At 60.3% G+C, this 12367-nt stretch carries 13 protein-coding genes and 1 pseudogene; 10 read left to right on the top strand and 4 right to left on the bottom strand.

Translation table 11 applies throughout. The features are described 5' to 3' along the window. Nucleotides 1-6 precede the first annotated feature (6 nt). Entirely contained in the window at nucleotides 7-1032 is a 1026-nt protein-coding gene (locus tag P3G59_RS16115; protein ID WP_277758036.1) for a HAMP domain-containing sensor histidine kinase, read from the top strand. A 261-nt stretch (nucleotides 1033-1293) separates the two neighbouring features. Here the strand turns inward: P3G59_RS16115 and P3G59_RS16110 are convergent, their stop codons facing one another. Further along, nucleotides 1294-1455 carry a hypothetical protein gene (locus tag P3G59_RS16110; RefSeq protein ID WP_277758035.1) on the bottom strand — a complete coding sequence of 54 codons (162 nt, stop codon included), beginning with the start codon at nucleotides 1453-1455 and terminating at the stop codon, nucleotides 1294-1296. 814 nt (nucleotides 1456-2269) lie between these two features. On the opposite strand from P3G59_RS16110, the gene P3G59_RS16105 reads away from it, so the two are divergent. Then, nucleotides 2270-2527: a hypothetical protein gene (locus P3G59_RS16105; RefSeq protein ID WP_277758034.1), complete on the top strand. Its 258-nt coding sequence runs from the start codon at nucleotides 2270-2272 to the stop codon at nucleotides 2525-2527. A gap of 109 nt (nucleotides 2528-2636) precedes the next feature. Here P3G59_RS16105 and P3G59_RS16100 read toward each other — a convergent pair whose 3' ends face one another. Continuing rightward, the gene (locus P3G59_RS16100; RefSeq protein WP_277758033.1) at nucleotides 2637-3158 is read right to left on the bottom strand and encodes a hypothetical protein; all 522 of its coding nucleotides are present in this window, start codon (nucleotides 3156-3158) and stop codon (nucleotides 2637-2639) included. 124 nt (nucleotides 3159-3282) lie between these two features. On the opposite strand from P3G59_RS16100, the pseudogene P3G59_RS16095 reads away from it, so the two are divergent. Continuing rightward, nucleotides 3283-3405: pseudogene (locus tag P3G59_RS16095) on the top strand (aryl-sulfate sulfotransferase); the annotation flags it as partial. A gap of 32 nt (nucleotides 3406-3437) precedes the next feature. Here P3G59_RS16095 and P3G59_RS16090 read toward each other — a convergent pair. Both P3G59_RS16090 and P3G59_RS16085 read right to left on the bottom strand, forming a co-directional pair. After that, nucleotides 3438-5021, bottom strand: a complete 1584-nt coding sequence (locus P3G59_RS16090; RefSeq protein ID WP_277758032.1) for a rhodanese-related sulfurtransferase — start codon at nucleotides 5019-5021, stop codon at nucleotides 3438-3440. Beyond that, nucleotides 5018-5647, bottom strand: a complete 630-nt coding sequence (locus tag P3G59_RS16085; RefSeq protein ID WP_277758031.1) for a cysteine dioxygenase — start codon at nucleotides 5645-5647, stop codon at nucleotides 5018-5020. Before P3G59_RS16085 ends, P3G59_RS16090 begins: the two co-directional genes overlap by 4 nt. A 104-nt stretch (nucleotides 5648-5751) precedes the next feature. Here P3G59_RS16085 and P3G59_RS16080 point away from each other — a divergent pair, with 104 nt between their 5' ends. From P3G59_RS16080 to P3G59_RS16050, 7 genes are all read left to right on the top strand, one after another. Next, nucleotides 5752-6645 (top strand): LysR family transcriptional regulator, encoded by an 894-nt coding sequence (locus P3G59_RS16080; RefSeq protein ID WP_277758030.1) that lies wholly within the window; start codon nucleotides 5752-5754, stop codon nucleotides 6643-6645. Nucleotides 6646-6783: 138 nt separating this feature from the next. Next, nucleotides 6784-7605, top strand: a complete 822-nt coding sequence (locus tag P3G59_RS16075; RefSeq protein ID WP_277758029.1) for an ABC transporter permease — start codon at nucleotides 6784-6786, stop codon at nucleotides 7603-7605. A gap of 2 nt (nucleotides 7606-7607) precedes the next feature. Further along, nucleotides 7608-8387 (top strand): ABC transporter ATP-binding protein, encoded by a 780-nt coding sequence (locus P3G59_RS16070; protein WP_277758028.1) that lies wholly within the window; start codon nucleotides 7608-7610, stop codon nucleotides 8385-8387. After that, nucleotides 8384-9589, top strand: coding sequence for an acyl-CoA dehydrogenase family protein (locus P3G59_RS16065; protein ID WP_277758027.1), 1206 nt, complete (start codon nucleotides 8384-8386; stop codon nucleotides 9587-9589). Before P3G59_RS16070 ends, P3G59_RS16065 begins: the two co-directional genes overlap by 4 nt. Next, nucleotides 9586-10524 carry a D-isomer specific 2-hydroxyacid dehydrogenase family protein gene (locus tag P3G59_RS16060; RefSeq protein ID WP_277758026.1) on the top strand — a complete coding sequence of 313 codons (939 nt, stop codon included), beginning with the start codon at nucleotides 9586-9588 and terminating at the stop codon, nucleotides 10522-10524. The genes P3G59_RS16065 and P3G59_RS16060 overlap by 4 nt, the downstream gene beginning before the upstream one ends. A 12-nt stretch (nucleotides 10525-10536) precedes the next feature. Beyond that, the gene (locus P3G59_RS16055) at nucleotides 10537-11355 is read left to right on the top strand and encodes a class II aldolase/adducin family protein (protein ID WP_277758025.1); all 819 of its coding nucleotides are present in this window, start codon (nucleotides 10537-10539) and stop codon (nucleotides 11353-11355) included. A gap of 11 nt (nucleotides 11356-11366) precedes the next feature. Then, nucleotides 11367-12335, top strand: a complete 969-nt coding sequence (locus tag P3G59_RS16050) for an ABC transporter substrate-binding protein (protein ID WP_277758024.1) — start codon at nucleotides 11367-11369, stop codon at nucleotides 12333-12335. Nucleotides 12336-12367: the final 32 nt, after the last annotated feature.

The raw sequence follows: 12367 nt of genomic DNA, 5'->3' as shown, positions 1-12367 counted from the left end.
AATATCATGAATGAGGGTCATGGCAAGAATGAGCAAGCCATAGTTACCGCAGCTCGCGAACTGTTCCTTCTCGGCCAGAAAACGGTCGCCGCGCGTGCGGTACTGGCAGCGGTGCACAGGGAGCTCAACCAGGCCAGTAGCCAACTCGTCGATAGCCAGCAGGTCGATCAACTGATCGAGGCCAACCAGCAGCTGGTGCTCGCCATTCTCTCTGCTCAATCGGATGCGCAAACGCCGAAAAACGCTCAGGCCGAGCAGCAAATGTACCTTGAGATGCGCGAGGCAAACGAGCAGCTGGTGATCGCCGCGCTTAGTGCCCAGGATCTCCAGGCAGCCGCTGAACATGCGCTAGAACAGCAACGCAACTTCCTCAGCGTGATAGCACACGAACTGCGCAACCCGCTGACTCCCATCAGCCTAATTGCTGGCCGACTGGTGCGCGTGCCGAGTGAAGAATTGCCGCGCATGCAGATGTTGATCGAGGGGCAGGTGAAGCAGATGTCCCGGCTGGTCGAAGACCTGCTTGACATCGCTCGCGCAAGCACCGGCAAGTTTCGCCTTGATTGCCAGCATGTCGATATGGCTCAAATCATTCATGAGGCAATAGAAACCTGCGCCCCGGTCATGATCGCTCACCGCTTACATTTCACCTCGGAGCTGCCGGAACGTCCGTTGATGGTTAATGGCGATCCAGCGCGCCTCGCTCAAATCCTCGGTAATCTACTGGGCAACGCAGCCAAGTACACGCCTGCAGATGGCACGGTCTCCCTGACAGTGACGATTGAAGTCGAGCATCTGCAGATACGCATTCGCGATACCGGGATTGGTATAACACCAACAGCACTGCCGTTTATTTTTGAGCCCTTTGTACAGGATGTTCACGCGGTCGGTTTCAATGGGGCAGGTCTGGGTATTGGTCTGACCGTAGTGCGCGAGTTGATCGAAGCCCACGGCGGCACGGTGATTGGTACCAGTGCGGGAGAAGGGCAGGGAAGCGAGTTCGTCATGAGGCTACCTCTAGCGAGCCATTGACGGCGTCCAGGCGGGAGAGGGATCTCCAGCGTTCTAACCCCATCGTGCGGCACCTGCACCATAGTTATTGGACTGCGCTCCGGTATTACCCTGCCTGAAACCGACCGATAATTCGGCGCCTCCAACGCGGGTACTGTTCTGCCCATGTTCATTGATTCTCACCGGCGATAATCAAAGCCCGGCTCCGCGCCGGGCTTTTTCATTTCCGCGGTTTGTGCAAATAAAGAAAGTCCGGGCGTTGCCGGGCTGGTGAGGAATGATTCAGCGCGAATCGAGTTTTTGCCCGCGCTGAGGGGAGGATCTTTCCCTGCGTCTGCGAAGCCAGCTAAAGAACGCATGCACCGGATGCAGAAAGGCCACAAGCACGCCTGTGAGCATGATGATGAAGATGGCAATCAGCGGGATGCTTTCGTGCGAGAACATGGTGGGTTACTCCTGTAGTCACTATGTCGGAACCCGCAGACTAGACGCATGCAGCGATGTTTTCGATGAACGTATGTTCATCCATCGGTGCTCGAAGTGTGGTACGACGCAGATGAACAATTTTCCAAACGTGCACGGACCTCGTCGTGACTCGAATCGACGACGGTCTGGATAACCGCATCCGGATGGGGCGGGAGGGAAAAGGCGTAGCGGGGAAGGGGGGGCCGGCGGTGGAGTCTTAGTCCGAGCCGCCGGCAACGAGCATGGTTACTCTACGATGCAAATCCAGCGGTGGTTTTGCCGGTATGGCGCGCGAGTGAAGTGAACATCTGAAACCAGGTTCATGCCTCGCTCTTGGAGCGCTTCGGTCAGTTGTACGAGTGTCTCTGCCTGGATAGTCATTGCTGTCACCTCGTCAGATTTTCTGCGTTCATAATTCTTGACCGAGCGGGCGAGTCGCTAATTCATTTTTTCTACTTGGTCGATGTGTTCAATCCACACTTGCAGACTTTGCAGCCCGCTATGCATCTGCTACCGCTACATTTCGCAGATGGTGAGAACAACTTGATCATGCCATCAGCGGACTCGATGCTGAAGAGGTCCTAGAACAGGCCAACCTGGTTGAAATTACTGAAATCGAAGTGCAGGTTGGTGTAGAGGGATAACGCCCCAAATTGCCGTCGTCGGATTCAGCGTGTTTGTACAGCGGCTTTCGGCCAATTGCGGTAATCCTCCACCACTAGGTGTCGACCCATTGCGGCCATTCGCAGGAGCCACCAGAATCGGAGGACTGTTGGTCGTGAGGTGACGCATAGTGAGGATTGAAGTATCAGAAGAAGCCGACTGGAAGCTTTTCGAGGACGTGGCCCGGGTTATTGAGCAAGGGCTGTGCGGTTGCTGGAAAGAGAGGCTTGATGGCCCGGACCAGCGCTATTGGGATCTGTTGGTGGATGAACACACGCTTACCCTGCACCTTGAACACTATTTAGGCATTTCAGTGGTCATTCCCGATAGCGCAGATGACATCGCTCGAAGAGTATGTGCGTTGCTCAAGCATCCTCCTTGCGGGTAAGCCCGCTCTAACAAAGACCCCAACTGATCTAGAAGGCAGCTGTAGCCACCGTCAGCTTTTGGCCGATTTCTGCCTGTCGTGAAGGGCTTCATCCGACTCATAGCTGTGATTAAATTGAGGTAACGAAGCGGGTTTCGAGGCCTACACTTACTGGCGGTAGCGCATTTATCAATACTACGGCATCGTCGCCCTGGTTAAGGTAGATCAATGAGTCACCGGTCTCGAAGGTAACTCTGAATCCGGCGAGCAAAGGCTCTTGCCCGTTGAAAGAGTCAAGAATTCCCTCTACTGCGCAAATTTTTGTGTTCTCGAGGTGTGTTGCTGATAGACCTGCAAGCAGGTTTTCCTTTTTCCAGGAGCATGTCACGTTCGGCTCTATCTCGAAGGAAGCCGGCGTATCAGAAGGCAACAAGTCCGCGCCTACTCTTTCGCCATCACTCAAGAGATACATGGATAGAAGTTCTCGCTCGCCAAAACGCCACTCTAGAGAGCCTATGTCTCCCAGATCCTTCTCGTCGTTGAAATAGTACTGGTCGTGCAGCAGCGCACCCAGCCGCTTCCCCAAAAGCGAACGTGCGTTTTGCAGGTCTAGGACAGCTCTTGTAGGGGATGGAGAGTGTCGGCTAGACATTGGGCACCTCTATACAGGTCGAAAGAGAAGCAGATACTACACAAGCGCCGTTACGTCCGCTTCTGGCCGTTTTCTGCCTCTCGTGACAGGCCGAAACCGGCCTGATCGCCAGGCCCTATGAAGAGTCATGGACTATCGCGGCGAAGTGGTGAAGTTTGCATCGTTCCTGCAGGTCAGTTGCACCCGGTACCTGAGCCAGCGCCGGATGCAGTCGTCGGAATTGTCGGTGGTGGGCGAACGGGTGGAACAGGGTCGAGCGCGTCTAACCGGTCCCTACGGTCAGATCACGAAAAAACCGTGCGTCCCGTCACGGCCCAATTGCGCCACCAGCCCGTATTCCCAATCCAGATAACCCTGCATGGCTTCGCGCGGGTTGTCGGTGCCTTCATACGGTCGGCGATAGCGGTCGATACGCGGCGACGCCAGGTGCTGCGGGCTTGCTTGCACGGGGAGTCGAGCTTCGATCCAGGCGCTCGTACCGCCGCGCAACACCACCACCGGGCGCTGGGTCAGTGCCTGCAACTGCGGCACAACCCAACGGGCGAGCAAGCTGCTGCCACACGTCAAGACATAGCGCTGGGCCGGCGGAATGTTCGCCAACGCTGACTGCAACTGACTGCGCAACACCCACCACGCGCCGGGGATGTGTCGTTGTACGTAAAGTGCACTGGCGGTGAAATCCAGCACTTGCGTGCCCGGCTCTTTCAGCCAGTCCGCCAGCGTCTGCGGGCTGATTTCTTCGGCTGCGGGGGCGGTCGGCAGGGGGGGCTGCCATGGGCCTTGTTCACTGAAGTCGCTCGGGTTCAAGTCATCCAGCACGGCTACTTGCCAACCCATCTGGGCCAGCCAGGACGCACTCATGTTGGCCCGCACATTATCGTCATCCACCAGTACCAGGCGTGCGCCGCGAACGCTGGCGAAATGGTCGGTTTCCTGGACCAGTTGCCCACCGGGTGTGGAGCGCGAGCCCGGCAAGTGACCGGCGGCAAATTCTTCCGGCGTGCGCACATCGAACAAGTACGTTGTGCGGGCCGGATCGGCTTGCCAGCGTCGCCACTCGGCCAGACCGATGCGGCTCACGTTGGCGCGTTTGGCAACGGCGCGGGCGGCTTCGATGGCGAGGTTTTTATTGTCGGCGCTGACGGGTTTGAAGCGCCGGTCCTGGCCATGTTCCAGGGTCTGGCCGGCGAGGGTCCAGCCGATGGTGCCATTGCGCAGGGCGGACACTGGGTTGGGAATCCCGGCGTTGACCAGTGACTGGGTGCCGATGATGCTGCGGGTGCGCCCGGCGCAATTGACGATGACCTGCGTCTGCGGGTCCGGAGCCAAATCGCGCACGCGCAGCACCAGTTCGGCGCCAGGCACGCTGATGCCACCGGGAATACTCATGGTCTGGTATTCGTCAAAACGTCGGGCGTCCAGCACCACCACGTCAGCCTTGGCATCGAGCAGCGCCTGCACTTCTTCCGCTGCCAGGGACGGGGTGTGGCGTTCGGCATCCACTAGTTCACCGAAGGATTTACTTGGCACATTGACGTCCTTGAACAGCTCACCACCGGCATTGCGCCAGCCTTGCAGGCCTCCCTCAAGCAGCGCCACGTCGGTGTAGCCCAGCGCTTGCAAGCGTTCAACGGCGATGGCGGCCAAGCCCTCGCCATCGTCATACACCGTTACCCGGGTGTCTTTGCGTGGCACCCGTGCCAGCACTTCCAGTTCGAGTTTGGACAGCGAGATGTTGGCCGCAAACAGCGGATGAGCTTCGGCAAATGGCGCCTCTTCGCGCACGTCCAGCAACGCCAGTTCCTCGCGTGCCAGCAGAGCTTTACGGATATCGGCGTAACGGCGGATAGCGAAATCGGTCATTGCGGGAGCTCCTTCGACAAGTCCCAGAGGTTCGGCAACAGGCTGTTGGAATAGCCCGAGATGAAGGGTTTTTCAGTACCGTCCAGGCCATACACCGCGCGCTTCACCGCGCCGATGTTGGCGCCATACACGTGCACGCTGATCGACACCTGATCGCTGTAGGCATTGGCCACCTGGTGAATGTCGCCGACTGTTGGCGACACCGCTTCGACCTGGCCCGGATGCAAGCGCAGCGCTGCTCCGGCCGCTGCCAATGTGCCGTCGGGTTGCCGGGCAAATCCTTGCGAATACTCCGCGCCACGCAACATGCCGATCAGCCCCCAAACCCGATGATCATGGATGGGCGTGCGTTGTCCCGGACCCCAGACAAAACTGACGATGGAAAAGCGTTGCCGGGAATCAGCGTGCAGCAAAAACTGCTGATAACGTTCGGGGTCAGGCCGGGCGAATGCCTCCGGCAGCCAGTCATCGACGCTGACCAGCTGCTGCAGCAAGCGGCCGCCCTGCTCAAGGATCGCTGCTTCACCGGGCTGTACGTCGAGCAGCGCGGCCAACTGGTCGATAAACTGGCGCAAGCGCGCCAGGTTCGGTGGCGCAGATGGGTTGGACACAATGTTCTGGGGCATGAGCTCCCTCCGTGGAAACTGAAATAAACGCGAACTACACGGGCGAGCTAAAAGGTATTATTCTTTATGAACATTTTTCCAGTCATTTATTATGCGAAAAAAGAATGAAGATAGATGATCTGAACGCGTTCGTGGCAGTGATCCGTTGCCAAACCATCAGCCAGGCCGCTGATTCCTTGCAGTTGACCCAGCCGGCGATCACTCGGCGGGTGCAGAACTTCGAGGAAGCCTTGGGCGTCGAGTTGCTCGACCGCAACACCAAGCCGCTGAAACCGACCAGCATGGGCCTGCGGGTTTACGGGCAGTGCCTGGAAGTGCTGCGCACCATTGATGCCCTCAGCGAGTTGGTGGCCAGCGACGGCCCGCCCAGCGGAGCGTTACGTATCGGCGTCCCGCAGACCATCGGCGATGTGGTGTTGCTGGATGCCCTTAGCCAATTGAAAACCCTCTACCCGCAATTACAGACGTCGGTCGCCACGGGCTGGGGCAGCCATTTGCTGGGCAGGGTCGAGAACGGCGAACTGGACGTGGTCGCGGCGCTGTTTCCCGCCGGTAAAGTGTTTCCGGAGGGAGTGCTCGGGCGTTCGCTGGCCAGCATGAGCCTGGTGGTGGTCGCCGCCAAAGGCGAGGTACGCAAACGCAATTGCAAACTCGCCGATTGCTATCAGCGCGGCTGGGTGCTCAACCCTGACGGCTGTGGTTTCCGCGCCGGCCTGCAAAGGGCCTTGAGCGCGCAGGGGTTGTCATTGCAAATCAACCTGGAAACGTTCGGCACCGAATTGCAATTGGGGTTGATCGCCAATGGCCTGGGCTATGGTCTGGTGCCGTTGCCGTTGCTGGAAAACAGCAGCCATCGCGACAAACTGGAAATTGTCCCGGTCTCGGACTTCAAACCGGTGATTGATTTGTGGCTGATCCATCCGCGTTTCCTCGGCAACCTGCAAGAACCGGTCAGCGTATTTGGCGAAATGGTCGCGGCTCGGGTGGGCAAGCACTGACCGGATTGATAGTTTCTTGCATATCGTTGATTTTGATAAATGCATTTTTTGTATATTAAGTTAGAACTAAAACGAATTTCACGAGCGATTTTTATGTAGTTAGCATGGGGTTCGACGCGCTTATTCAGGGAAGTTGAAATGCCGCCGCAAACCCCCGTTACACCGCTGGATCGCCTCAAGTCCATCGCCCAATGGCCCGCCGGGCGCGATCTGCTCGCGCGCTTGCTCAGCCCGTTGTTGCTGTTGTTGCTGTGGGAACTGGCCTCGCGTACGGGACTATTGCCACCACGGATCATCGCCGCGCCCAGTGCGATTGGCGCCACGCTGTGGCAGATGCTTGGCAGCGGCGAGTTGGCCGGGCATTTGTGGATTTCCCTGCAACGCGCCCTCAGCGGCCTGGCGATCGGGGTCAGCGTCGGCACCGTCCTGGCGCTGGGGGCGGGGTTGTCGCGACGCGGCGAGATCGCCATCGACTCGCCGATGCAAATGCTCCGAACCTTGCCGTTCCTGGCCATCGTGCCGCTGTTCATTCTGTGGTTTGGCGTAGGCGAAACGCCGAAGATCGCCTTGATTGCCCTCGGCACGACCTTTCCGATTTATCTCACGCTGTTTTCCGGTATCCGCGGCCTCGACCCCAAGCTTGTCGAAGCCGCAACGTTGCTCGGCCTCAAACGCTGGGAACTGATCGTCCACGTGATCTTGCCCGGTGCCTTGCCGGCATTCTTTGTCGGTTTGCGCTACGCCTTCGGCATCAGTTGGCTGGGGCTGGTGGTGGTCGAGCAGATCAACGCCAGCGCCGGCATTGGTTACCTGGTTAACGATGCGCGGGACTTCATGCGCACGGACGTCATCGTCATCTGCCTGATCATTTACAGCGTACTGGGGTTGGGTATCGACGGCCTGGTGCGTTTGCTTGAACGTTTTGCGCTGGCCTGGCGCCCGACCTTTATCAGGAGCTGACCATGACTGTGCTGTTTGCCAAACCCCCACTGTCAGCCGTCGAGTGCCGACAGGTCACGCGCCGGTTTGCCGGCCAGGCGGTGCTCGATCACCTCGACCTGGAGATTGCGCCCGGCGAATTTGTGGCCCTGCTGGGTAGCAGCGGTTCGGGTAAAACCACTTTGTTGCGAGCGCTGGCGGGGCTCGACCGGATCGACGAGGGCCGGTTGCAGGTGCCCGAAGCGCTGGCAGCGGTGTTTCAAGAACCGCGCTTGATGCCGTGGAAACGCGCCTGGCGCAACGTCTCCCTCGGGGTGCGTGGCGAAGGGGCGAAAGAGCGCGCGCTGGCGGCGATGACCGAGGTCGGCCTGGAGCATCGGCTCAATGCCTGGCCTGGCACGTTGTCCGGAGGCGAAGCGCAGCGCGTCGCGCTGGCCCGGGCACTGGTCCGTGAGCCGAAACTGTTGCTGCTGGACGAACCGTTCGCCGCTCTCGATGCCTTGACGCGCATCCGCATGCACCAACTGATTATTGCGTTGTGGCGAGTGCACACCCCGGCGGTATTGCTGGTCACGCACGACGTTGACGAAGCCGTGCTGCTGGCAGATCGGGTGGTGGTGTTGGCCCACGGGCGCATCGCCGAACAGATCCAGATTCGCTTGCCGCGCCCGCGTCAGATCGCGACGCCGGCGTTCCATGATTTGCGTTCGCGCCTGCTGGAATTGCTCGGGGTCGACAGCGATCCCGACGCTGCCAGTGCCGCTGACGATTGCCAACCCTTGAGCAGGACCAGCCACCGATGAGCTTATCCACCGTGCAACCACGCGCCGAGCATCAGGCTCGGCAACCCGATCTCGACGCCCCGGCATTCGCCGAACGGCTGGAAGCGCTCAGCGAGGAATTTGCCGCGACGGCGGCTTATTACGACAAACACAGCGAGTTTCCCCACGCCAATCTGCTGCGTTTACATGAGCACGGTTTGCTGGCGTTGACGGTGCCGCGTCGGCTGGGTGGCAGCGAGGCGACACTGGCCCAGGCGCGCCGGGTCGTCAGCGCAGTGGCTCGCGGCGAACCGTCCACCGCGTTGGTGCTGGTGATGCAATACCTGCAACACACGCGCCTGCAAGGCAATCAGGCATGGCCGCTGCACCTGCGCGAACGGCTGGCACGCGAAGCAGTGGAAGAGGGCGCATTGATCAATGCGTTGCGGGTCGAGCCGGACCTCGGCACACCGGCCCGTGGCGGCTTGCCCAGTACCCTTGCGCGACGCGTGGACGGAGGCTGGTTGCTCAGCGGCCGAAAGATTTACTCCACCGGCATTCCCGGTCTGACCTGGCTGGCGGTTTGGGCGCGCAGCGACGACAGTGAGCCGCACGTGGGCACCTGGCTGGTGCATCGGGATACGCCGGGGATTCGCATCGAGGAAACCTGGGATCACTTGGGCATGCGTGCTACTGGCAGCCACGATGTGATTTTCGAAGACGTGTTCGTCGCCACCGAATACGCCGTGGACATTCTGCCGGCCAACGTCCCGCGCCCCTCGGAACTGGACAGCACCGGCGTGTTGTGGCTGGCAGTGCTGCTTTCGTCGATCTACGACGGTGTAGCCCGCGCCGCCCGCGACTGGTTAGTGGGATGGCTTGCCGAGCGCACGCCGGCCAATCTGGGAGCGCCGCTGTCGAGCCTGCCGAGGTTTCATGAACTGATCGGGCGCATCGACGCGTTGCTGTTTGCCAACCGCGTACTGCTGGATGCTGCAGCAGAAGGACGGGTCGATCCGAGCGAAGCCACGCAGGTCAAATACCTGGTCACCAGCAACGCCATCAGCGCCGTCGAGTTGGGGATCGAAGCCATCGGCAACCCCGGCCTGGCCCGTGGCAATCCGATCGAGCGGCATTACCGCGATGTGTTGTGCAGCCGGATTCACACCCCGCAGAACGACGCGATCCTCGGTGCCGTCGGCCGCGCCGCATTCGCTCTGCCGAGCCGGGGCGCCCAGGCATGACGCGCATCGCCAGTCAGTTGGACGCGGCGTTCAATCAACGCCTGCGAGCGCAATTGCCCGATGTTGAAGTGCTTGAGTTGCCACGAGGTTTGCCAGCGAATTTGCCGGCGGATGTCCAGGTGTTGCTCGCCGCCCCGCATGCCGAATTTCGGGACGCGTCGGCGCCGCCGCCCGGTTGGCCGTTTGGTTTGCAGCTGGTTCAACTGGTGACCAGCGGCCTCGATTATTTCCCTCGCTGGCTGTTCGACAGCTTGCCGGTAGCGAGTGCGCGAGGCACTACCGCAGAGACGATGGCCGAGTTTGCCCTGGCCGCAATTTTCACAGCCGCCAAGCAACTGCCGGACGTCTGGATCAACGACGCGGCGCACTGGCAGCAGCGGCCGCTGGCTTCGGTGTCAGGCAGCACGCTGGGGCTGTTCGGTTTCGGCAGTATTGCCCAGGCCCTGGCGCCGAAAGCGCAGGCACTGGGGATGCACGTCCTCGCGCTGCGTCACTCCGCGCAACCTTTTGAAGTGCCCGGCGTGCGCGCGGTGGCGGACATTCATGAGTTGTTTGGCCGTGCCGATCATGTGCTGCTGGCGGCACCGGTCACGCCTGCGACACGGCACATCGTCAGCGAAGCGGTGCTGGCGTCAGCCCGGCCGGGGCTGCATCTGATCAACCTTGCGCGCGGGGCGCTGATCGATCAGCACGCGTTGTTGCGCGCCCTCGATGCCGGGCAGGTCGGCCTGGCGAGTCTGGATGTCAGCGACCCGGAACCGCTGCCGGCGGGGCACCCGTTTTACAGTCATCGACGCATCCATTTATCACCGCACACCTCGGCCAATTCGCCGCAGGTGTACCTCAACATTGCCCGCTTGCTGGGGCGCAACATTGAACGCCAGCGCAACGGGCTGCCATTGGAAAACCCGGTGGAGATCAGCCGTGGATATTGAAAGGAGTCAGCCATGAGCACAGCCAACGCAGTTCACCGGCCGGGGGTGTACGACTTGCCGCGCGACGGCCACACCGTGTTTCGCTGGGAGCAGCCGCCGCAGCACGAGAGCGTTGAGCAGGAACGATTGCAACGCAAACAGAGCCTCGCCATCGCGTTCCGGGTGTTTGCCCTGCAAGGGTTTGATATGGGCTGTGCCGGGCACATCACGGTGCGCGACCCAGGGCGGCCGGATCACTTTTGGGTCAACCCGGTGGGCGTGTATTTCGGTCATTTGCGGGTGTCGGATTTGTTGCTGGTCAACCCTGATGGCGAAATCCTCGAAGGCGAGGGCGCGTTGAACCTGGCCGCGTTCGCCATCCATGCCGCGCTGCATGAAGCCCGCCCGCAGGTGATCGCCGCGGCACATGCGCATTCGCTGTACGGCAAAGCCTGGTCGAGTCTGGGACGCTTGCTGGACCCGCTGACCCAGGACGCCTGTGCCTTTTATGAAAAGCACGCACTGTTCGACAATTTTTCCGGGGTGGTGCTGGACACCAGCGAGGGCGCGCGCATCGCCCAGACCCTTGGCGAACACAACGCGTTGATCCTGCAAAATCATGGCCTGCTAACCGTTGGCCAGACTGTCGAAGCGGCCGTCTGGCGTTTCATCGCGATGGACAACGCGGCACGCACGCAACTGCTCGCCGAAGCGGCGGGGGCGCCACGGCTTATCCCGCATGACGTGGCGCGACACACGGCCAGGCAGGTCGGTACTGAATTTGGTGGCTGGTTCAGCTTCCAGCCGTTTCGCGAACGGATTTTGCGCGCAGAACCGGATGTTCTGACTTAAGGAGTTGCACCATGCACCGTCGACGTTTTCTCGAACTCTCGGCGCTGGCCAGCCTCGGCGCATTCAGCGTCGGCCTGCCACGCTTGGGCCTGGCCGCCAACGACTTGCGTGGGGTCACGCTGAACGTGGCGACCTACAAAGGCGCGGCCCCGACATTCTTCGCCGAAGCGGGAATCGAGCCTGCGCCTTACACCGTCAAATACGCCGAGTTCACGGGCGGCAATCTGAGTTTCGAGGCCTTGGTCAGCGGCACCCTGGACATCTCGCCAATGAGTGAGATACCGCCGATATTCGGGATCAAGAATCACGCGCCAGTGAAGCTCATTGCGGTGTTGACCGGTGACGTCAACAACCAGGCGTTCATCGTGCCCAAAGGCTCTGACGTGCAGTCGATCGCGCAACTCAAGGGCAAGCGCATCGGCTACATCCGCTCGACCAGTTCACACTATTTTTTGCTTAAAGCGCTGAAGGAGCAGGGCCTGACGTTCAATGACATCGTGCCCATGGCGCTGACACCGCAGGACGGTTTTGCCGCGTTTCAGAACGGGGCGCTGGATGCCTGGGTCAGTTTTGGCTACTTCATCCAGCTCGCCGAGCAACGCACCGGGGCCCGTGTCTTGAAAACCGGTCAGGGCTATCTGTCCGGCAATTACGTGATCGCCGCCAATCAGAACAGCATCGCCGACCCGCTCAAACATCAGGCGATTACCGATTACATCTTGCGCGAGTACCGTGCCTGGCAATGGATTGCGGCGCATCCCGAAGAGTGGGCAACCAAGAGTGCGAAGATCCTTGGCATGCCACGGGAAGTATTCCTGGCCCAGTATCGTGCCCAGAGTGGCCCGCGTCTGCTGCAACCGGTGGACGATGCGGCGGTGAAATCCCAGCAGGATGTGGCCGATCTGTTTTTCGAGGCCGGGGTGTTGCCGCAGCAGCTCGACGTGTCCGGTTTGTGGGACCGCAGTTTTCACTGGAGCTGAACCCGCATTTGCACATCCGACACTTGCCAGGG

The organism is Pseudomonas sp. A34-9 (genome assembly GCF_029543085.1).
Taxonomy (GTDB): Bacteria; Pseudomonadota; Gammaproteobacteria; order Pseudomonadales; family Pseudomonadaceae; genus Aquipseudomonas.
This window is presented reverse-complemented; position numbering and strand designations above follow the sequence as displayed.

Coding starts and splice junctions, on each gene's coding strand:
- P3G59_RS16080 (WP_277758030.1), top strand. CDS start 5,752: ATGAAGATAGATGATCTGAACGCGTTCGTGGCAGTGATCCGTTGCCAA.
- P3G59_RS16110 (WP_277758035.1), bottom strand. CDS start 1,455: ATGTTCTCGCACGAAAGCATCCCGCTGATTGCCATCTTCATCATCATG.
- P3G59_RS16065 (WP_277758027.1), top strand. CDS start 8,384: ATGAGCTTATCCACCGTGCAACCACGCGCCGAGCATCAGGCTCGGCAA.
- P3G59_RS16085 (WP_277758031.1), bottom strand. CDS start 5,647: ATGCCCCAGAACATTGTGTCCAACCCATCTGCGCCACCGAACCTGGCG.
- P3G59_RS16115 (WP_277758036.1), top strand. CDS start 7: ATGAATGAGGGTCATGGCAAGAATGAGCAAGCCATAGTTACCGCAGCT.
- P3G59_RS16070 (WP_277758028.1), top strand. CDS start 7,608: ATGACTGTGCTGTTTGCCAAACCCCCACTGTCAGCCGTCGAGTGCCGA.
- P3G59_RS16075 (WP_277758029.1), top strand. CDS start 6,784: ATGCCGCCGCAAACCCCCGTTACACCGCTGGATCGCCTCAAGTCCATC.
- P3G59_RS16055 (WP_277758025.1), top strand. CDS start 10,537: ATGAGCACAGCCAACGCAGTTCACCGGCCGGGGGTGTACGACTTGCCG.
- P3G59_RS16090 (WP_277758032.1), bottom strand. CDS start 5,021: ATGACCGATTTCGCTATCCGCCGTTACGCCGATATCCGTAAAGCTCTG.
- P3G59_RS16050 (WP_277758024.1), top strand. CDS start 11,367: ATGCACCGTCGACGTTTTCTCGAACTCTCGGCGCTGGCCAGCCTCGGC.
- P3G59_RS16060 (WP_277758026.1), top strand. CDS start 9,586: ATGACGCGCATCGCCAGTCAGTTGGACGCGGCGTTCAATCAACGCCTG.
- P3G59_RS16100 (WP_277758033.1), bottom strand. CDS start 3,158: ATGTCTAGCCGACACTCTCCATCCCCTACAAGAGCTGTCCTAGACCTG.